The organism is Pantoea alhagi (assembly GCF_002101395.1).
Taxonomy (GTDB): Bacteria; Pseudomonadota; Gammaproteobacteria; order Enterobacterales; family Enterobacteriaceae; genus Mixta; species Mixta alhagi.
Window position 1 is genome coordinate 347,252 of the sequence record NZ_CP019706.1, and the last position, 19,655, is coordinate 366,906.

Sequence of the window (19,655 nt, forward strand, 5' to 3'; positions counted from 1 at the left end):
CCACGGGCCTGACAACACTATTTACCGCTGAGCCAGGCCAGAATCATCTGGGGATAACTACGGCGGCGGCTCTCCTGCTTTTCCAGTTCCTGCTTTTCCGCCGCGCTACGATAAATAATTTCGCCTTTCGGCGCATACGCCTCCGCCTTCAGCGGTGAATGCTGTTCGATATACTGCTTCAGCACTTCCGCATCCACGAAACCAGTATTCACAAAGCCCGGCAGCGTATTGATAATCGGATAACCATCACCGCCGTTGGCGTTAAAGCTCAGCGTTGCCATGCGGTAGGTTTTCTCCGCCTGCAGCGGCTCGCCGTTGATTTTTACCTCACTCACGCCCTGCCCGTCTGCGATCAGACTGACATTAGCAAACTGCGCATACGCACCGGAATCCACCTGCTTATTCGCCACCACCGCCAGATATTTCTCTACTTCGCTGCCTTTCATCTCAACCCAGCACAGCGTATTGCCGAACGGCTGGACTTTGAGCACATCTTTATAGCTGATGGGGCCAGCCTCAATCGAATCGCGCACTCCGCCGCCGCTCATCACGGCAAAGTCCGCTTTGGTGCGGGCAATCTGCGAAGCAAGAAGCAGGCGCGCCAGATTGGTCTGCACAAAACGCACCTTGCTGCGATCGCCTTCCAGCCGCGCGTCAACGCTGCCGACTTTCACATTCAGCTGCGCCTCGCCTTTTTTCTGGAAGGGCGTCAGCAGCTTCATCATGGCGCTGTTCGGCACGATCTCCTGCTGGTAGTTAATCCACTCATCTTTGCCTTCGCTGTTCTTCACCTTGTGCTTCAGGTTAACCGGGATCAGCTGATAATTTTCCAGCGTCAACACGCCGTCACGGAAAGTAAAGTCGGCCCGGCCAACATATTTGCCCCACTCATGCGCCTGTACAATCCAGGTGCCGTTCTGACGATCGGGCACGCAGGGCGAGCCGGGAACATAATCGACCTGCTTCAGGTTATCCTGCGCCATGCATACCGGATCCTGAGAATGGCCGCCTACAATCAGATCGAGATAGCCCTGCGGCAAGGCGCGCGCCATTTCCACATCACCCGGCGCGTTAGAACCATGCTTACCGTCGTCGTAGTGCCCCATATGGGTGGCGGCAATAATCACGTCCGGCTTTTCACTGGCGCGCAGCGCTTCCACTACCTGCTTCGCTTCGCTGGCCGGAGGACGGAATTCGATATCCGTCAGGTATTCGGGATTGCCGATTTTGGCGGTGTCATCGGTGGTCAGGCCGATAACCGCTATTTTCAACCCCATCCGGTTAAATAACGCCCAGGGCTGGAAAAGACGCTGGCCGCTGCTTTTTTGATAAATGTTGGCCGAGAGCAGAGGAAATTTGGCCCATTTTTGCTGCTGACGCAGGACGGAAAGCGGATTATCAAACTCATGATTGCCGATCGCCATCGCATCATAACCAACCAGATTCATACCGCGAAAATCGGGCTCCGCATCCTGCAGATCCGATTCCGGCACGCCGGTATTGATATCGCCGCCGGAGAGGATCAGTACCGCGCCGCCGTGCGCCTGCACGTCATAGCGAATGGCGTCCATTAGCGTTTTTTGCGCCGCCAGACCATATTCGCCCTGTTCGTTATGCCAGAAGCGTCCATGGTGATCGTTGGTATGCAGTACGGTAAATTTATAGACGCGCCCCTTTTCCCAGGCCTGCGCCTGCGATGAAAGCATGCTCAGGGAGAGTATCCCGCCCATGATAAGAGTATTGATAAAACGCAACGTTATTCTCCTTGTCGACAAGCTTTCTGACCGGGTCAGTCGGTAGCAGACTGGCATTTGCTGCCATAATAGTAAGGCAAGCCTGCGGATTTGTAACGCAGACGCTATGCGAAGGCTAGTTATGCCTGAAGTGCGCCAGCCCCGCAATGCTGCCAGCTACTCTACGACACTAATTTTGTCACGGCAGAAAATTAACAGTGAAACAGTAGTCTCTTCATCTTTATGGTCTTTTACTGCCATTTCATTAATCTAATATGACAAATTAGCTCTTATTACTTCACCTTTTTTGCAACCCAGGCAATAACAGAACACCCTCTTTATCAAGCCTTATAGGCCATAAGCAAAACAAATCGCGCTCAATCCCCTTTTTTTAGCCAACCTTCCTGTTTTTAAGTTTTTATCCATTTATTTTCAAGCCGATGAGCCAATATTGTTTTACACTATTTACAACCGGACACAGTTACACAGAAGGAGAAAGCATGCACCACAGCACCCCGCTGATTACCACCATCGTTGGAGGCCTTGTCCTCGCCTTTCTTTTAGGAATGCTCGCCAGCAGGCTACGCATTTCTCCTCTGGTGGGCTATCTGCTGGCGGGCGTTCTGTCAGGTCCCTTTACGCCGGGTTTCGTTGCAGATATGGGTCTGGCGCAGGAGCTGGCGGAGCTGGGCGTTATTCTGCTGATGTTTGGTGTCGGGCTGCATTTCTCGCTGAAAGATCTTATGGCGGTCAAAGCGATCGCCATTCCGGGCGCTGTTGCGCAAATTACCGTTGCCACGCTGTTGGGAATGGGGCTGAGCATGGCGCTGGGCTGGGAATGGATGACCGGACTGGTGTTTGGTCTCTGTCTCTCTACCGCCAGTACCGTTGTGCTGCTGCGGGCGCTGGAAGAGCGCCAGCTGATCGATACACAGCGCGGTCAGATTGCGATAGGCTGGCTGATTGTTGAAGATTTAGTTATGGTCCTCACGCTGGTACTGCTACCAGCGATTGCCGGTATGATGGAAAAAGGCAATGCCAGCTTTGCGCTGCTGGCATGGGATCTGCTGTTTACCATCGGTAAGGTCGCCGCCTTTATGGTGCTGATGATGGTGGTAGGCCGTCGGGTCGTCCCCTGGATTTTGGCACACAGCGCCGCCACCGGCTCACGCGAGCTGTTTACGCTGTCGGTGCTGGCGCTGGCGCTCGGCATCGCCTTTGGTGCCGTGGAATTTTTTGATGTTTCCTTTGCGCTGGGCGCCTTCTTCGCTGGCATGGTGCTGAATGAGTCGGAGTTAAGCCATCGCGCCGCGCACGACACCCTGCCGTTACGCGATGCCTTTGCCGTACTCTTTTTCGTTTCCGTGGGCATGCTGTTCGATCCGATGATACTTATTCAGCAGCCGCTGGCGGTGCTGGGCGTGTTGGCTATTATCGTTTTCGGTAAGTCGCTGGCGGCCTGGCTGTTGGTGACTCTGCTGGGCCATTCGCGGCGCACCGCGCTGACTATCTCTGTCAGCCTCGCGCAAATCGGTGAGTTCGCCTTTATTCTTGCCGGTCTGGGTATTTCACTGAATATACTCAGCGATGAAGGGCGTAACCTGGTGCTGGCTGGCGCGATTCTGTCGATTATGCTCAACCCGATTCTGTTTACTCTGCTCGAACGCTATCTGGATAAAAATGAGAATTTCGAAGAGCAGAGTCTGGAAGAGGCCACGGAAGAAGAAAAACAGATCCCGGTCAATATCTGTAACCATGCGGTGATTGTTGGTTATGGTCGTGTGGGCAGCCTGGTGGGCCAGTTGCTAACAGAGGCTGAAATCCCAATTGTGGTGATAGAGCATTCACGCCCGCGCGTTGAAGCGCTGCGTGAGCAAGGCATCCGGGTTATTTTAGGTAATGCGGCGCGTGCTGAAACCATGGAGCTGGCGCGTCTGGATTGCGCACGCTGGCTGTTAATGAGCATTCCCAACGGCTATGAGGCAGGTGAAATTATCGCGGCAGCACGTGAAAAACATCCGCATCTGGAGATTATCGCCCGCGCACATTATGACGATGAAGTGCATTACATTCTGGAGCGCGGCGCTGATAACGTCATTATGGGCGAACGGGAGATCGCCAACAGTATGCTGGCGATGCTGAAATCCGGGCTGGAAACGCGGCCCATCGTCTCGCCACCTAACCCTTCATAAACAGAGCGCGTGGCGTTACGCCGCGCTCTTGTGGATTAACGCTCCCAGTACGCCTCTTCCAGGCTATCTTCCCGCTCCGGCAGGCCGCGTGTCAGGCGCGGCGAATGCTGATTCAGTACCTGATAACTCACCCGGTTAGCATATTTACAGACCTGAGCCAAAGAAGAATAAGTCAGGTAGTTACGCACATGTTTGCTGGAGTTAGGCACATTATTACGGTGATAGCTGTTAGCGGTAATATCATGCAGCAGCGCTGCCAGCGCGCCATCGCCTGCGCCATTGGTGTTCATGATCTTTTCCGGCCCGCCCATATAGGGAGCGATATGCGAATAGATGCGCAGCGGCTGCTGACAATCCTGATAGCGCATTGCACGGCTGAACTCATACTGGTTAAATTCTGCAATCGCACCAGGCAATAGCGGCAGATTGGTTTGTCGCTTCGCGCTTTCTTCGGTGTAGCCCGCCATGTAAAGCCCGTTTGGACCAGCGGTGCACAGCACCAGATCTACCCACTCCAGCGCTTTATCCGCCGCCAGAAGCGGATCGGCATGACCGGTCAGCTCCAGCCCTTCCTCTTCGTTCATCGCCAAAATAGCGACATGCTCGCGCAGGAAGTCACGCCAGAACTGCGGATTTTCGGCAATCACATGTTTGGTTCCCAGCGTCAGCACCACCGGCACGTTATATTGCTTTGCCCAGGCCACCGCCTGCATGGTGGCTTCCGGCATCGGTTCTCCTGCTTTGCAGCGCACCAGGTAGGATGTCAGCACCAGCGCTGAAGCGCCGGCAATCACCTGCTCAGGAATACTCTCCGGTCGCAGCTGATTCATCATGCCAGGGCTGATGGCAAAAGTCCGTTCGCCGTTATCGCTGATGAGCGTAAAGCAGCGGCCAATAGCGCCATCCACACCCTGCAGATAGTTAAGGTCGGTCCGGCTGGAGGTATTACAAAGATAGCGATAGGCGTAACCGCCAATCTGCACGTTATTACACATCACGCCCAGCAGCACCGAGCGGTCATCGGCCAGCACCGAGTAGTTATGCATGGTGTTGCCGATGGTGCCCCCGGCAAACTGATGGGTGATCAGATTTTCACGCATCAGCTCGGCATAGAGCGCATCCGCCACATCATCTTCAATGACCAGCGAGTGGCCAACGCTGAGTCCGTAACGCGCCACAAAAGCGTTATCCACTTTTGCTTCAATGTCTACCAGCGTCTGGTCGATACCGACGACCCAACTGGTGCCGGTTTCACTTTCAGGCTGGACAGGCTGTAACAGCGGATCGCGGGCGTTGACGGGAAAATAGTGTTTGGATTTGCGTTGGCCGGGAAATTTCATGGGTTGATAGCTTCAGAATAAACAGGCGGAGAATGATATCACACTCCCCGCCGTTACTCAGCGATGCGCATTCACCAGCGCCAGCATCATATCAATGTGCTCAGCGTCGTCATTCAGTGCCGGGATATATTCAAACTTTTCACCGCCGGCATGCATAAAGAACTCACGGTTCTGTTCGCTGATCTCTTCCAGCGTCTCCAGACAGTCAGAAGAAAAGCCTGGGCTCATAATCTGAATATGGCGCACACCTTTCGCCGGTAAGCCACGCATGGTTTCATCGGTATAAGGCGTCAGCCAGGGTTCTCGGCCAAAACGTGACTGAAAGGTCATCATCACTTCGCTATCGCTCAGTCCAAGCGCACGCGTCAGCGCCTCGGTTGTATCGCGGCAGCGCTGCGGGTAGTCATCGCCTTCGTTGGCGAAACGCTGTGGAATACCGTGATAAGACATTACCAGCAGATCGGGCTTTCCATGTTGCGCGAAGGAGCGTTCAACGGACGCTTTCAACGCGGCAATATAGGCCGGATGCTCAGCATAGTCGCGAATAAAATGCACGTCTGGCATCGAACGATAGCCGGCGAAAACGCTGCTCAATCCATCCCATACTGCCGCCACCGTTGAACAGGAGAACTGCGGATAGAGCGGCAGCACAATCAGGCGCGTTACGCCCTGCGCCATCAGACTGTCGACCGCGCTTTTCAGGCTGGGATTGCCGTAACTCATGCCCAGCTCGACGGGAATATCCAGCTTCGCGGCCAGCGCATGACGCTGACGCTGACTGAATACCATCAGCGGCGAGCCCTCTTTCATCCATACCGACGCATACAGCTTTGATACGCGCGGAGAGCGGATCGGCAGAATGACGCCGTTCAGAATCGGCCACCAGAGCCAGCGCGGCGTATCAACCACGCGCTTATCGCTGAGAAACTGTTTCAGATAGCGTTTAACCGCTGGCGTGGTTGGCGCATCGGGCGTACCCAGGTTGACCAGCAAGACGCCGGGTTTATCTTGCCTCATCGTATATCCCTGTTTTTTCAAATGGATTAATTCGTTTTACGCACTGATTTTACCCTGGCTGAGACAGATAAGCTCGCCGGAAAAACCTTTCCTTACAAGAGATGAAAACGCTTAGCGGCAAAGTATAGAGGATAGTGCGAAACAGGGAGAAAGAATGGGAAACACGGGCAGAAAGAGGAGGAATCAGGAATATCCAGCGGATATTCCTGACAATGGAACCAACGCGGCGCGTTAGCCCAGAATTTTCGCCAGCTCAGCGCTGACTTCGGTCACTTTACGCGTACCGTCGATTTTATGGTACTGAGTATTACCCGCCTGCGCTTCCTGCTGATAATAAGCCACCAGCGGCTCGGTCATTTCATGGTATTCCACCAGGCGCTTACGAACAGTCTCTTCCTGATCGTCTTTACGCGTGGTCAGCTCTTCGCCGGTGATGTCGTCTTTGCCTTCCACCTTCGGCGGATTAAAGGTAACGTGATACACGCGGCCAGAAGGCGCATGAACGCGACGACCAACGATACGCTCAACGATCAGTTCGTCCGGCACATCAAATTCCAGTACGCAGTCAATCTTGATGCCAGCGTCTTTCATCGCATCGGCCTGCGGAATAGTGCGCGGGAAACCGTCCAGCAGGAAACCGTTACGGCAATCATCCTGGGCAATACGCTCTTTTACCAGCGCGATAACCAGATCGTCGGTAACCAGTTTGCCTTCATCCATAATGGCTTTCGCCTGTTTGCCCAGCTCCGTACCGGCTTTTACCGCCGCACGTAACATGTCGCCCGTGGAGATTTGCGGAATACCGTATTTCTCCATAATGAACTGAGCCTGTGTACCCTTACCTGCGCCCGGAGCGCCGAGCAGAATAATACGCATTGCGTAAATCCCCTTGCGAATCGCTTTGATCTAACTGAGAAGGCCAAGAACATACCATTAAGCCCCGATCATCACAAGGAAACGGGTCTGGAAGCGGCTCTGGCGATAATGGGTGCGTTACCTGCGGCTATCATTAACCGATTTATCCATAGGATCCAGCCTGACGGCAAGGGACCGCTGTTTTTCAGAATCCATGCCGAGGTAAAAAAGCCGGCGCACTGGCCGGCTTAACGCTTACGTTGATGATATTCAGGCCAGCAGCAGCTGGTTCATGCGACGAATAAACTGGTTCGGATCTTCCAGCGTACCGCGCTCAGCAAACAGCGCCTGATCGAGCAGCAGCTCAACCCATTCAGCAAAGCGCGCTTCATCCTGCGTATCCGCCGCGCGTTTCACCAGCGCGTGATCCGGGTTCAGCTCAAAGATGTATTTCACATCCGGCACCGCCTGTCCGGCCGCTGCAAACAGCTTGGCCATCTGGGTGCTCATTTCATTAGCGTCGGTGGTCACGATAGCAGGCGTATCGGTCAGACGGTGCGTCAGACGTACCTCTTTCACCCGCTCGCCCAGCAGCGTTTTCACGCGATCAACAAACGGCTCCAGCGCCTTTTCCGCTTCTTTATGCGCTTCGTTCTCTTCGTCAGCCAGCTTATCCAGCGTTTCGTCCGCTTTGCTCACTGACTGGAAGGCTTTGCCATCGAACTCGGTCAGGTAGCTCATCATCCACTCGTCGATACGATCGGAGAGCAGCAGAACCTCAATGCCTTTCTTACGGAACAGCTCCAGATGCGGGCTGCTTTTCGCTGCGGCATAGCTGTCGGCGGTGATGTAATAGATCTTCTCCTGCCCTTCCACCATGCGGCTGACATACTCTTCCAGCGAGACGGTTTGCGCCGCGCCTTCGCTGCTGGTGGTGGCAAAGCGCAGCAGTTTCGCGATCGCCTGCTGGTTCGCGTGATCTTCAGCCGGGCCTTCTTTCAGCACCAGGCCAAACTCACTCCAGAACTGCTGATATTTTTCAGCATCATCTTTGGCCAGTTTATCCAGCATCTGCAAAACGCGTTTGGTTAGCGCGCTGCGCAGGTTTTGCGTAATGCGGTTATCCTGCAGAATTTCACGCGAGACGTTCAGCGGCAGATCGTTGGAATCGATCAGGCCGCGCACAAAGCGCAGATAGTTCGGCATAAACTGCTCAGCGTCATCCATGATAAAGACGCGCTGAACATAAAGTTTCAGGCCATGTTTATGGTCGCGGTTCCACATATCCCATGGCGCGCGCGCCGGAATATAGAGCAGGCTGGTATATTCCTGTTTGCCCTCTACACGGTTGTGGCTCCAGGTCAGCGGATCGCTAAAGTCATGAGCGATATGCTTATAGAATTCGTTGTACTCTTCATCGCTGACTTCCGCTTTGTTGCGGGTCCACAGCGCCTGCGCCTTGTTGATTTTTTCCCAGCTGGTGGTGTCGTTTTCTTCATCTTTGGTTTCGATCTCAACCGGCAGCGCGATGTGATCGGAATATTTACTGATGATATTGCGTACGCGCCAGCTGTCGAGGAACTCATCTTCGCCTTCACGCAGATGCAAAGTGATTTCAGTGCCGCGATCCGCCTTGGTCAGGTCATCAATGGTGTATTCGCCTTCGCCGGCAGATTCCCAGAACACGCCCTCTTCCGGCGTCGCGCCCGCCGCGCGGGTACGTACGGTGACTTTATCGGCAACGATAAACGCAGAATAAAAGCCGACGCCGAACTGACCAATCAGCTGGCTGTCTTTTGCCTGATCGGAGCCAAGCGACTCGAGGAAAGCTTTGGTGCCCGATTTAGCGATGGTGCCGAGGTTCTCGATTACCTCATCGCGACGCATACCGATGCCGTTATCGCTCAGCGTCAGCGTGCGGTTTTCCTTATCGACAGAAACCCGAACGCGCAGCTCGCCATCGCCTTCATACAGATCCGGCGTGGAAAGTGCGCGAAAGCGCAACTTATCCGCCGCATCTGAAGCGTTGGAAATCAGCTCGCGCAGAAAGATCTCTTTATTCGAATAGAGGGAATGGATCATCAGGTGCAGAAGCTGTTTAACTTCTGACTGGAAACCACGCGTCTCTTGTCCTTTCATGGTTTTGCTACCTCAACTGAAACAGGTTTATCGAACGTTGAGGAAGAGATGGGGATGGGAAAACTATTTTCAAGCTGGCACATGAGAATGTGCCAGCAAGTGGTCAGTATTTAATCTTATGGCGTCCGGCAAGCGAATGCGACAGTGTGGTGCCGTCAACCATTTCCAGCTCGCCGCCAACCGGCACGCCATGCGCGATACGGCTGGCATCCACGCCGTACTGCGCGCAAAGTCCGGCGATGTAGTTCGCTGTGGCTTCGCCTTCCACCGTGGGGTTGGTCGCCAGGATCACTTCCTGAATGGTCTCTTTTTCCAGCCGCTGTTCCAGCCTGTCCAGCCCAATATCATGCGGGCCAATGCCGTCCAGCGGTGAAAGATGCCCCATCAGCACAAAGTAACGTCCGGCAAACTGCCCGGTTTGCTCGATGGCATGAATATCTGCCGGACTTTCTACCACGCAAATTTGCCCGTTTTGCTGGCGACGCGGGTTCGCGCAGATGGTGCAAATTTCCTGTTCGGTAAAGGTGTGGCAGTCCGTACAGTGACCAATCTCTGACATAGCGCGCGTCAGCGCCTGAGCCAGGCGCATGCCTCCGCTGCGATCGCGCTGCAATAGCTGAAACGCCATGCGCTGTGCTGATTTCGGACCAACGCCCGGCAAACAGCGCAGCGCTTCCATTAGCGATTCCAGCAAAGGGCTGGTTTGCATCAGAACGGCATCTTAAAGCCCGGCGGCAGCTGCATGCCGGCGGAAACGGATGACATTTTTTCCTGCTGCGCTTCGGCGATACGGCGCGCCGCATCGTTGAAAGCCGCAGCGACCAGATCTTCCAGCATATCTTTGTCATCTTCCAGCAGGCTTGGATCCACCTCTACACGACGGCAGTTGTGCGCACCGTTAATGGTGACTTTAACCAGGCCAGCGCCAGATTCGCCGGTGACTTCCATTTCAGCAATTTCTTGCTGTACCTGCTGCATTTTGTCTTGCATCTGCTGGGCCTGTTTCATCAGGTTACCCAAACCGCCTTTACCAAACATAGCGTTCTCTCTTTTTGCTCGGGCCGCGTAAGCCGTTACCGGTTATGCGGCGATTCAAACGGGGCGAATACTCTCCTCATCCAGATCGGCGTCAAAAAAACGACGCAGCGTCTGAATATGGCTATCCGCAATGATGGCCTGACGCGCCTGCGCCAGTTTTTCTTCATAAATCTTCTGACGCCACTCCAGAGGCGTCAATATCGCAGGATTATCATCTTCAATGATAGTCAATTCAACCGACTTACCGCTGGCATTGCTTAATGCTTCGGTTAATACCTGCTGTGCTGAAGTGGAGTTAAGATGACGCTGGCTGCTGCGTAAATGCAGGCAAATCCCCTGCGCCGTCTCCTCTTTCCAGGCGTTGAGCGCCAGCTGCTGCACCAGTTTCGGCAATGTCAGCGTGGCGATCTCAGCGGCCCAGGCGTCGCGCTCCAGAGCTTCCTCAGCCAGTCTGGCGGCCAGCTCCGGCGTTTTTTCATGCTCCAGCGCGGAACGCAGCGCCTTCGGCGTCGCTACCTGCGGCGCTTCGCTTTCGGCCACCGTATTCTGCGCTTTCCAGCGGTAGGCCTCTTTTTTCGCTGGCGCTGCCGGTTCTGCCGCTGGTCGTCTGGCGGCGCGCTCCGTTACCTGAGCGAGACGTTCCAGCGCCGAGCCTGCCGGCCGCGCACTTAGCGCTGCCGGCTCACTCTTTTTTGTTTTGGTTGCTCCCTGCTGGCGCAACAGCTGAGTACGCGCCTGCAGTAGCTGGCTGGTTGTGTCGGGCAGAGGCGCCTCCGGCGCGCCAGAGGCAGGTGCCGGCTGCGGTTGCGCCGCTTCCGGAGCGGAAAACGCGGCGGCGGCGGCGGAAGGCGGCGTTTGTACATTAGGCTGCGGCGTCATCACCGGTCGCGTGACCGGCTCGGCGATCTCTACCTGCGGGTGAAAAGCCAACGCGCGCAGCAGCGTCATTTCTACGCCCATGCGACGATCGGGCGCCAGCGGCAGCTCTTTACGCCCCATCAGAATGGTTTGGTAATAGAGTTGCACATCGGCAGGCGGAACCACGCGCGCCAGTTCACGCAGACGCTGCTCCACTGCCGCATACTCCTCGCTAAGCGCTGAAGGCAGCAGCTGGATCATGGCGATACGATGCAGCAGACGCAACATCTCCACCAGCAGCGCTTCCCATTCAACGCCACGGCTGGCCGCCTGTTGCAGCAGCGACATGGTTTGCTGACCATCGGCGGCGGCTAGTGCCTCGATTAAAGCCAGCGGCTGCTCGTCATCCAGCGTGCCCAGCATCGCGGCGACGCTTTCAGTAGTGACTTGCCCTTCGCCGCTGGCAATCGCCTGATCGGCCAGACTCAGCGCATCACGCATACTGCCGTCCGCCGCACGCGCCAGCAGCTGCAAGGCACGCAGCTCCGCAGTAATATTTTCCTGCTCCAGCACATATTCCAGCTGCTGTCGGATTTGATCGACATCCAGCGCTTTAAGATGGAATTGCAGGCAGCGGGAAAGTATGGTCACCGGCAGCTTTTGCGGATCGGTGGTGGCCAGCAGGAATTTAACGTGCGCTGGCGGCTCCTCAAGGGTTTTCAGCAGTGCGTTAAAGCTGTGACGCGACAGCATATGCACTTCATCGATCAAGTAGACCTTAAAGCGACCACGCGCGGGGGCGTACTGCACGTTGTCCAGCAGATCGCGGGTGTCTTCAACTTTAGTTCGCGAGGCGGCATCGATTTCAATCAGATCGACAAAGCGACCCTGTTCAATTTCGCGGCAGTTATCGCAAACGCCGCAGGGCGTGGCAGTAATACCGGTTTCGCAGTTGAGCCCTTTGGCCAGCAAACGCGCAATGGTAGTTTTCCCGACGCCTCGGGTGCCGGAAAAAAGATAAGCGTGGTGGATTCGTCCCAGCGACAAACCGTTCGCCAGCGCAGTCAATACATGCTCCTGACCAACGACATCGGAAAACGCTTGTGGACGCCACTTGCGGGCAAGGACCTGATAACTCATTCGTTCACAAGATGTGTTGAAAACCAGTGGGACATGCTAACACAGCCCCGCCGCTACGGCGAGGCTGAAGGCGGGAAACTCAGTGGCCCGGGAAAGCGACCAGGCTGTAGCAATCAATACCCAGCGCGTTAAGGCGGGCTTCGCCGTTCAAATCGAACAGGTTGATCACAAAGGCGGCGTCTTTCACTTCACCACCGGCGCGACGGATAAGCTTAGCGGTCGCTTCAATGGTGCCGCCGGTAGCCAGCAGATCGTCCACCACCAGCACCACATCGCCTGGCTTAATCGCATCGCGATGCAGCTCAAGCTGGTCGCTGCCATATTCCAGATCGTAGGTTTCGCTATAGGTTTCCCGCGGCAGTTTGCCCGGCTTACGCACCGGCACGAAGCCAACGCCCAGACCCAGCGCTACCGGCGCGCCAAACAGGAAGCCACGCGCCTCGGTACCCACTACTTTGGTAATTCCCCGATCGCGGAAGCGTTCAATGAACAGATCAATCGTTGTGGCGAAAGCGCGCGGATCTTCCAGCAGACTGGTAACATCACGAAACAGGATACCCGGTTTCGGATAGTCCGGAACGCTTTTAATACTGTCTTTAAGAAATTCAAGCTGCTGTGCAGTCGCGGTCATAATGTTATGCCTGGTGAATACTAAACTGACTCGCGCAGCCTCGCCTTACGCTGACGGATAATTCCGCAGACGAAAAATAAGGAAATCAGGGAAGCCACGCACGAAAACGAACAAATCTAAGCAAACCGCAGGACAAATGCAACTCTGTTTGCCATGCTGGCAGTTTAAGTGTTTGAAAATCGATGAGGTAAAAAAGTCAATTTATGCCTTAACCCTCGGTTTTATCCCCTGCGACCACCGGCATCCGCCACATAAACAGCAGCAGCGCCGCTAACATACAGAGCAGCATAATCCGCAGCCAGAAGATTTTCACCAGCCAGATTGACATGGCAAAGGTACAGATAATAAGCAATATGGCGCGCGGTTTTACGCCCGGTGGCAGCGCACGGTATTGCTGCCAGTGACGCAGATACACGCCAAACCAGGAGCGGTACAACAGCCATTGATGAAAGCGCGGAGAAGAACGGGCAAAACACCAGGCAGCCAGTAAAATAAACGGCGTGGTCGGCAGCAGCGGTAAAACCACACCCAGCGTGCCCAGCACGATCGCCAACCAGCCAATAATCAGTAAGATGATACGCTGCATGCCCTGTCCCGTGAAAAAACTACCGGGATCACTTTATCACAGCCCGCAGGCTGTGCTGCAGCCGCTGACAGGCTATTTTATCTATTGTTATTTACTGGTTTAAAATTGGCGCTTAATAAGGACATCACTATGGGACTGTTATCCTGGCTGGTTGTGGGTCTCTTGGTTGGTCTGACGGCAAGCAAACTGATACCAGGGCGCGGCAGCTGGCTGCCAACGTTGGTTTTAGCGACCATCGGCGCCCTGGTCGGCGGCTATGTTAGCGTGTATTTTAACTGGGGTACGCTGGCCAGCCTGCATCCGCGCGCGCTGTTGCTGGCACTGGCGGGCGCATTACTGTTGACGGCGGTTGCACGTATTATACGACGTTAAGGAGCACAACATGTCGCTGGAAAGCGCCTCTGATGAGATAAAACTGGCGGTGGATCTGATTATGCTGCTGGAACAAAACGAGATCCCGCCAGAAACCGTACTGGCTGCGCTGGAAATTGTGCGCCGCGATTTTGAAAAAAAACAGCAGTCCTCTATATCTGGCTGAAGGCAGGCTGGCTGAGACTGGGACTGGTTTTTAGCATATCAATCAGCGTTTCCACCAGGATCGGCGCATCCTGTTCAATATCGAAGCTGTCTGGCATAAACAGCCAGTTTTCGACAATGCCGGTAACATAGCCACGGATCACAATCGCCGCCCGCCGCATATTAAGCTCGGCTGGCAATTGTCCGGCCTTGATGCAATGGCTCAGGGACTGTTCTATCTTTTCGTAACATTCCAGATAGAGGTTCTGCTGCATAATCTGTAACGGCAGCATTTCACCCACAAATTCACATTTATGAAAAATAATTTCCAGCAGTGAGCGCCGCCGTTGGTCGCGTGCTGGCGCTTCAAAAACATAACGCAGCATGGCGCGCATCACAGAAAGTGGATCGTCTGGGTATTTTGCCTGATACTCTTGCTCAACGTCCTCCAGGCCAGACTCAGACTGCGCCCAGATCTCATTCAACAGATCGGTCTTGTTTTTAAAATGCCAGTAGATAGCGCCACGCGTTACGCCAGCCGCGGTGGCAATATCAGCAAGCGAGGTCGCTGAAACACCGAATTCCGAAAAGCGTGCGATGGCGGCGTCAAGAATTTGATGCCGTGTTTCAAGGGCTTGCTGTTTGGTTTTTCGTGCCATAGTGAGTGCTTTTACCAAGCGGCAGATTTACATACATTTGCGAATGTATGTACCATAGCATGACCATAATTTAAACGCAGCAATGGCTCAACAGTTTGTGATCCATTGACCAATCGATATCGAACACTCGAGGTTGATTTATGAAAAATAACAGAGGGTTAACGCCTCTGGCGGCCGCCCTGATGCTTTCAGGCAGCTTTTTGCTAACAGGATGTGATGATAAGTCCGAGCAGGCGGGCCAACAACAGCAGGCGCCTGAGGTTGGCGTAGTAACATTAAAAAGCGAACCGTTGAAAATTACGACTGAGCTACCGGGCAGAACCTCCGCTTATCGCGTGGCTGAAGTGCGTCCGCAGGTGTCAGGCATTATTTTGAAACGCAACTTTGTGGAAGGCACTGACATTAAGGCTGGCGAATCGCTGTACCAGATCGATCCGGCGCCTTATCAGGCCACTTACAACAGCGCGAAAGGCGATCTGGCGCAGGCTGAGGCCAACGCGCAAATCGCCGCAGTAACGGTAAAACGTTATCAGCCGCTGCTGGGCACCAAATATATCAGCCAGCAGGATTACGATCAGGCGATGGCCACGCAGAGCCAGACGGCTGCCGCAGTAGCCGTCGCCAAAGCCAACGTGGAGACGGCGCGCATCAATCTGGCCTACACCAGGGTCACCTCTCCTATTAGCGGCCGTATCGGCAAATCGTCCGTGACCGAAGGCGCGCTGGTGCAAACCGGGCAAACCGATGCGCTGGCGACCGTACAGCAGCTCGATCCGATGTATGTCGATGTGACCCAGTCCAGCGACGAATATCTGCGCTTGCGTAACGAGCTGGAGTCGGGCCAGTTAAAGCAAACCGACGGCAAAGCCAACGTAACGCTAATGATGCCTGATGGTACCGAATATCAGCATCCGGGTACCCTGGAATTCTCTGATGTTACCGTTGATGAGACAACCGGCTCGATTACGCTGCGTGCGGTGTTCCCGAATCCGGATCATCGTCTGCTGCCGGGTATGTTTGTTCGTGCGCGTCTGGAAGAAGGCACCAATCCAAACGCTATCCTGGTTCCGCAACAGGCGGTAACCCGCACGCCAACCGGTCAGGCAACGGTAATGGTGGTGGGTCAGGATAATAAAGTGGCCATGCGTAACGTGACCGCTCAGCAGGCGATTGGTGATAAATGGCTGGTAACCCAGGGCGTACAGGCTGGCGATCGCGTGATTTCGGTCGGCATTCAACGTGCAAAACCTGGCGCACAGGTCACGCCACAGGAAGTAACAGATGATGCGAAAGCGAAGCAGCAGTCGCAACAGCAATCTGAAAAACCTCAGTCTTAAACAGGAGCCACTGATACATGGCTAAGTTCTTTATCGATCGCCCCATATTTGCGTGGGTAATCGCCATCATTATCATGCTGGCGGGTGCGCTATCGATTCTTAAGCTGCCGATTGAGCAATATCCAAACGTTGCTCCCGTAGCGGTACAGATCAACGCAAACTACCCAGGCGCGGATGCTAAAACGCTGCAGGACTCAGTAACCCAGGTTATTGAACAAAATATGAACGGTATTGATGGACTGATGTATATGTCCTCCAATAGCGATTCATCCGGTGCGTTGCAGCTTACCCTCTCTTTCCAGTCTGGTACTGACGCGGATATCGCTCAGGTGCAGGTGCAGAACAAACTGCAGCTGGCAATGCCGCTTCTGCCGCAGGAAGTTCAGCAGCAGGGTATCCAGGTTCGAAAATCCTCCAGCAGCTTCCTGATGGTGGCAGGCTTTGTAAGTGAAGATGGCAGCATGACGCAGAATGATATTGCGGACTTTGTCTCTTCAAACATCAAAGACCCTATCAGCCGTACCACCGGCGTGGGCGATACCCAGCTGTTTGGTGCGCAGTACGCCATGCGTATCTGGATGGACCCGCATAAGCTGAATAACTACCAGCTAACGCCGGTTGACGTGGTGAATGCGATTTCTACGCAGAACGCCCAGGTAGCAGCCGGTCAGCTCGGCGGTACGCCGCCGGTGAAAGGCCAGCAGCTTAATGCTTCGATTATTGCACAAACGCGTCTGACCTCCACGGAAGAGTTCGGTAAGATCTTACTGAAAGTGAATGCTGATGGATCGCAGGTTCGTCTGCGTGATGTGGCAACAATTGAACTGGGCGGTGAGAACTATGAAATCATCGCGCGCTTTAACGGACAGCCTGCTGCCGGTCTCGGTATTAAACTGGCAACCGGCGCTAACGCGCTGGATACTGCCGAAGCGGTAAAAGCTGAGCTGGCGCGTCTTTCCCCCACTTTCCCTGCCGGGCTGAAAGTGGTTTACCCGTATGACACCACGCCGTTTATTAAAATCTCGATTTTCGAGGTGGTAAAAACGCTGTTTGAAGCCATTGTGCTGGTGTTCCTGGTGATGTACCTGTTCCTGCAAAACTTCCGCGCAACGCTCATTCCGACCATTGCGGTACCGGTTGTTCTGTTAGGGACCTTCGCCATTATTAATGCGTTCGGCTACTCGATAAACACCCTGACGATGTTCGGGATGGTATTGGCTATCGGCCTGTTGGTGGATGACGCCATCGTGGTGGTAGAGAACGTCGAGCGCGTTATGGCCGAAGAAGGGCTGTCGCCAAAAGAAGCGACGCGTAAATCGATGGGGCAGATTCAGGGCGCGCTGGTAGGTATTGCGCTGGTTCTCTCCGCCGTATTTGTTCCTATGGCCTTCTTTGGTGGCTCGACCGGGGTTATCTATCGTCAGTTCTCCATTACGATTGTTTCCGCAATGGTGCTGTCGGTGATTGTGGCATTGATCCTGACTCCTGCGCTCTGCGCCACCATGCTGAAGCCGATCAAAAAAGGCGATCACGGCAAAACCACCGGCTTCTTCGGCTGGTTTAACCGCCTGTTTGATAAGAGCACTAACCACTATGTAGATAGCGTTGGGCATATCGTACGCAGTACCGGTCGTTATCTGCTGCTTTATCTGCTGATCGTAATCGGCATGGCCGTGCTGTTTATGCGTCTGCCTACCTCGTTCCTGCCGGAAGAGGACCAGGGTCTGCTGTTAGCCCAGGCTCAGTTACCCGCAGGCGCAACGCAGGAGCGTACGCAGAAGGTGCTGGATGAGGTCACTCACTACTTCCTGACCAAAGAGAAAGCCAGCGTTAAGTCGGTGTTTACCGTTAACGGCTTCGGCTTTGCCGGTCGCGGACAAAACACCGGTATCGCCTTCGTTAGCCTTAAGCCGTGGGAAGAGCGTGGCGGCGCAGAAAACAAGGTGCCAGCTATTGCAGGTCGCGCCATGCAGGCGCTCAGCTCAATTAAAGATGCCATGGTTATTCCATTTAACCTGCCGGCAATTATCGAGCTGGGTAACGCCACCGGTTTCGACTTTGAACTGATCGATCAGGGTAACCTGGGCCATGACAAGCTTATGCAGGCGCGTAATCAGTTGCTGGGCATGGTGGCACAGCATCCTGATACGTTAGTGGGCGTACGCCCCAACGGTCTGGAAGATACGCCGCAGTACAAGCTGACAGTGGATCAGGAAAAGGCACAGGCGCTGGGTGTCTCCATTTCTGATATCAACACCACGCTGGGCGCTGCCTGGGGTGGCTCGTACGTTAACGACTTTATCGATCGCGGCCGCGTGAAAAAAGTTTATGTGATGGGTAAAGCCGATTCACGTATGCTGCCGGACGATATCAATAAGTGGTACGTGCGCGCGTCTAACGGTGACATGGTGCCCTTCTCTGCCTTTTCTTCAGCGCAGTGGCAGTATGGTTCGCCGCGTCTGGAACGCTATAACGGACTGCCCTCTATGGAGATCCTGGGCCAGGCCGCGCCAGGCCGCAGCTCGGGTGATGCCATGGCATTGATGGAGCAGTTGGCTTCACAGCTGCCGCAGGGTATAGGCTATGACTGGACCGGTATGTCCTATCAGGAACGCCTTTCCGGCAACCAGGCACCTGCGCTCTACGCCATTTCACTGATTGTGGTGTTCCTGTGTCTGGCAGCGCTCTATGAGAGTTGGTCAATTCCGTTCGCCGTTATGCTGGTAGTGCCGTTAGGGGTGATTGGTGCCCTGATCTTCACTACGCTGCGCGGTCTGAGTAACGACGTCTACTTTGTGGTAGGCCTGTTAACTACCGTGGGGCTGTCAGCGAAGAACGCGATATTGATTGTGGAATTCGCCAAAGATCTAATGGAAAAAGAAGGGAAAGGACTGGTGGAAGCTACGCTGGAAGCAACCCGTATGCGTCTGCGTCCTATCCTGATGACCTCCCTGGCATTCATCCTCGGCGTATTGCCGCTGGCTATCAGTACTGGCGCAGGTTCTGGCGCGCAGAACGCGGTAGGTACCGGTGTCATGGGCGGCATGGTAACGGCGACTGTGCTGGCTATCTTCTTTGTTCCTGTGTTCTTTGTGGTGGTGCGCCGCCGCTTCAGTAAACATAAGGAAGAGCTGGAACAGGGCCATCCTGTAGAGCATCAGCATTAATAATGCGTTAACCAGAGGCCACTTTATGTGGCCTCTTTTTTTTACCTGTTTCATCCCCCTGTCCTGGCTGTTATCCCTCGCGGTTCACTTCATCTTCCGTACGGCAGTATCGACCCGTTGCATAACGCAAATGAAAGGCGCATAATTCATTTATGTTATGATATAACATATCAAAAGGAGCCGCTATGAAACCGGGTATTCATCCCCATTACCGTACCGTCGTTTTTCACGACACCAGCGTCGATCACTACTTTAAAACAGGTTCGACGATTAAAACCGACCGGACAATTGAAATCGACGGTGAAACTTTCCCCTATGTTGCGCTGGATGTATCTTCTGCCTCGCATCCACATTATACGGGCAAGCAAAAAGACTACAGCCGTGAAGGAAGCTCAGCGCGCTTTAATCAACGTTATGGCCGTTTTTTCGGCAAAAATGATTAAGGAG

Annotated in this window: 17 protein-coding genes and 1 other annotated feature; of the genes, 6 read left to right on the plus strand and 11 right to left on the minus strand. The window is 54.3% G+C overall.

The genetic code is table 11. From position 1 onward, the window contains the following. Window positions 1–17 precede the first annotated feature (17 nt). Complete coding sequence (gene ushA / locus B1H58_RS01665) at window positions 18–1,730, minus strand: bifunctional UDP-sugar hydrolase/5'-nucleotidase UshA (RefSeq protein ID WP_085072209.1); 1,713 nt, start codon at window positions 1,728–1,730, stop codon at window positions 18–20. A gap of 503 nt (window positions 1,731–2,233) precedes the next feature. Here ushA and ybaL point away from each other — a divergent pair. Further along, window positions 2,234–3,925 carry a YbaL family putative K(+) efflux transporter gene (gene ybaL / locus B1H58_RS01670; RefSeq protein WP_085067678.1) on the plus strand — a complete coding sequence of 564 codons (1,692 nt, stop codon included), beginning with the start codon at window positions 2,234–2,236 and terminating at the stop codon, window positions 3,923–3,925. 35 nt (window positions 3,926–3,960) lie between these two features. On the opposite strand, the gene B1H58_RS01675 is transcribed toward ybaL, so the two are convergent. From B1H58_RS01675 to B1H58_RS01715, 9 genes are all read right to left on the minus strand, one after another. After that, a complete protein-coding gene (locus tag B1H58_RS01675; protein ID WP_085067679.1) occupies window positions 3,961–5,265 on the minus strand; it encodes an inosine/guanosine kinase in 1,305 nt (434 codons plus the stop codon). A gap of 57 nt (window positions 5,266–5,322) precedes the next feature. Further along, on the minus strand, window positions 5,323–6,282 hold the full coding sequence (gene hemH / locus B1H58_RS01680) for a ferrochelatase (protein WP_085067680.1): 960 nt from the start codon (window positions 6,280–6,282) through the stop codon (window positions 5,323–5,325). A gap of 231 nt (window positions 6,283–6,513) precedes the next feature. Then, window positions 6,514–7,158 carry an adenylate kinase gene (gene adk / locus B1H58_RS01685; RefSeq protein ID WP_085067681.1) on the minus strand — a complete coding sequence of 215 codons (645 nt, stop codon included), beginning with the start codon at window positions 7,156–7,158 and terminating at the stop codon, window positions 6,514–6,516. 249 nt (window positions 7,159–7,407) lie between these two features. Further along, window positions 7,408–9,276 (minus strand): molecular chaperone HtpG, encoded by a 1,869-nt coding sequence (gene htpG, locus B1H58_RS01690; protein WP_085067682.1) that lies wholly within the window; start codon window positions 9,274–9,276, stop codon window positions 7,408–7,410. 103 nt (window positions 9,277–9,379) lie between these two features. Next, window positions 9,380–9,985 carry a recombination mediator RecR gene (gene recR, locus B1H58_RS01695; protein ID WP_085067683.1) on the minus strand — a complete coding sequence of 202 codons (606 nt, stop codon included), beginning with the start codon at window positions 9,983–9,985 and terminating at the stop codon, window positions 9,380–9,382. Then, window positions 9,985–10,314 (minus strand): YbaB/EbfC family nucleoid-associated protein, encoded by a 330-nt coding sequence (locus B1H58_RS01700; RefSeq protein ID WP_085067684.1) that lies wholly within the window; start codon window positions 10,312–10,314, stop codon window positions 9,985–9,987. The genes recR and B1H58_RS01700 overlap by 1 nt, the downstream gene beginning before the upstream one ends. Before the next feature lie 54 nt (window positions 10,315–10,368). Further along, a complete protein-coding gene (dnaX, locus tag B1H58_RS01705) occupies window positions 10,369–12,312 on the minus strand; it encodes a DNA polymerase III subunit gamma/tau (RefSeq protein WP_085067685.1) in 1,944 nt (647 codons plus the stop codon). Then, window positions 10,966–11,027 (minus strand) — a sequence feature (DnaX frameshifting element). (Overlaps the previous gene by 62 nt.) Before the next feature lie 79 nt (window positions 12,313–12,391). Beyond that, window positions 12,392–12,943 (minus strand): adenine phosphoribosyltransferase, encoded by a 552-nt coding sequence (apt, locus tag B1H58_RS01710; protein WP_085067686.1) that lies wholly within the window; start codon window positions 12,941–12,943, stop codon window positions 12,392–12,394. Between the two features lie 208 nt (window positions 12,944–13,151). Further along, window positions 13,152–13,529: a DUF454 family protein gene (locus B1H58_RS01715; RefSeq protein WP_085067687.1), complete on the minus strand. Its 378-nt coding sequence runs from the start codon at window positions 13,527–13,529 to the stop codon at window positions 13,152–13,154. A gap of 129 nt (window positions 13,530–13,658) precedes the next feature. On the opposite strand from B1H58_RS01715, the gene B1H58_RS01720 reads away from it, so the two are divergent. Both B1H58_RS01720 and rsmS read left to right on the plus strand, forming a co-directional pair. Then, complete coding sequence (locus B1H58_RS01720) at window positions 13,659–13,901, plus strand: GlsB/YeaQ/YmgE family stress response membrane protein (RefSeq protein ID WP_085067688.1); 243 nt, start codon at window positions 13,659–13,661, stop codon at window positions 13,899–13,901. A gap of 10 nt (window positions 13,902–13,911) precedes the next feature. Then, window positions 13,912–14,067: a pleiotropic regulatory protein RsmS gene (gene rsmS, locus B1H58_RS01725; protein ID WP_085067689.1), complete on the plus strand. Its 156-nt coding sequence runs from the start codon at window positions 13,912–13,914 to the stop codon at window positions 14,065–14,067. Here the strand turns inward: rsmS and acrR are convergent. Beyond that, window positions 14,054–14,704, minus strand: a complete 651-nt coding sequence (gene acrR, locus B1H58_RS01730) for a multidrug efflux transporter transcriptional repressor AcrR (RefSeq protein WP_085067690.1) — start codon at window positions 14,702–14,704, stop codon at window positions 14,054–14,056. The genes rsmS and acrR overlap by 14 nt on opposite strands. Before the next feature lie 140 nt (window positions 14,705–14,844). Here acrR and B1H58_RS01735 point away from each other — a divergent pair, with 140 nt between their 5' ends. The 3 genes from B1H58_RS01735 (at window position 14,845) to B1H58_RS01745 (ending at window position 19,651) form a co-directional block, all read left to right on the plus strand. After that, window positions 14,845–16,041 (plus strand): efflux RND transporter periplasmic adaptor subunit, encoded by a 1,197-nt coding sequence (locus tag B1H58_RS01735; RefSeq protein WP_085067691.1) that lies wholly within the window; start codon window positions 14,845–14,847, stop codon window positions 16,039–16,041. A gap of 17 nt (window positions 16,042–16,058) precedes the next feature. Then, window positions 16,059–19,208 carry a multidrug efflux RND transporter permease subunit AcrB gene (locus tag B1H58_RS01740; RefSeq protein ID WP_085067692.1) on the plus strand — a complete coding sequence of 1,050 codons (3,150 nt, stop codon included), beginning with the start codon at window positions 16,059–16,061 and terminating at the stop codon, window positions 19,206–19,208. 185 nt (window positions 19,209–19,393) lie between these two features. Further along, window positions 19,394–19,651 carry a type B 50S ribosomal protein L31 gene (locus B1H58_RS01745; protein WP_085067693.1) on the plus strand — a complete coding sequence of 86 codons (258 nt, stop codon included), beginning with the start codon at window positions 19,394–19,396 and terminating at the stop codon, window positions 19,649–19,651. Window positions 19,652–19,655 lie beyond the last annotated feature (4 nt).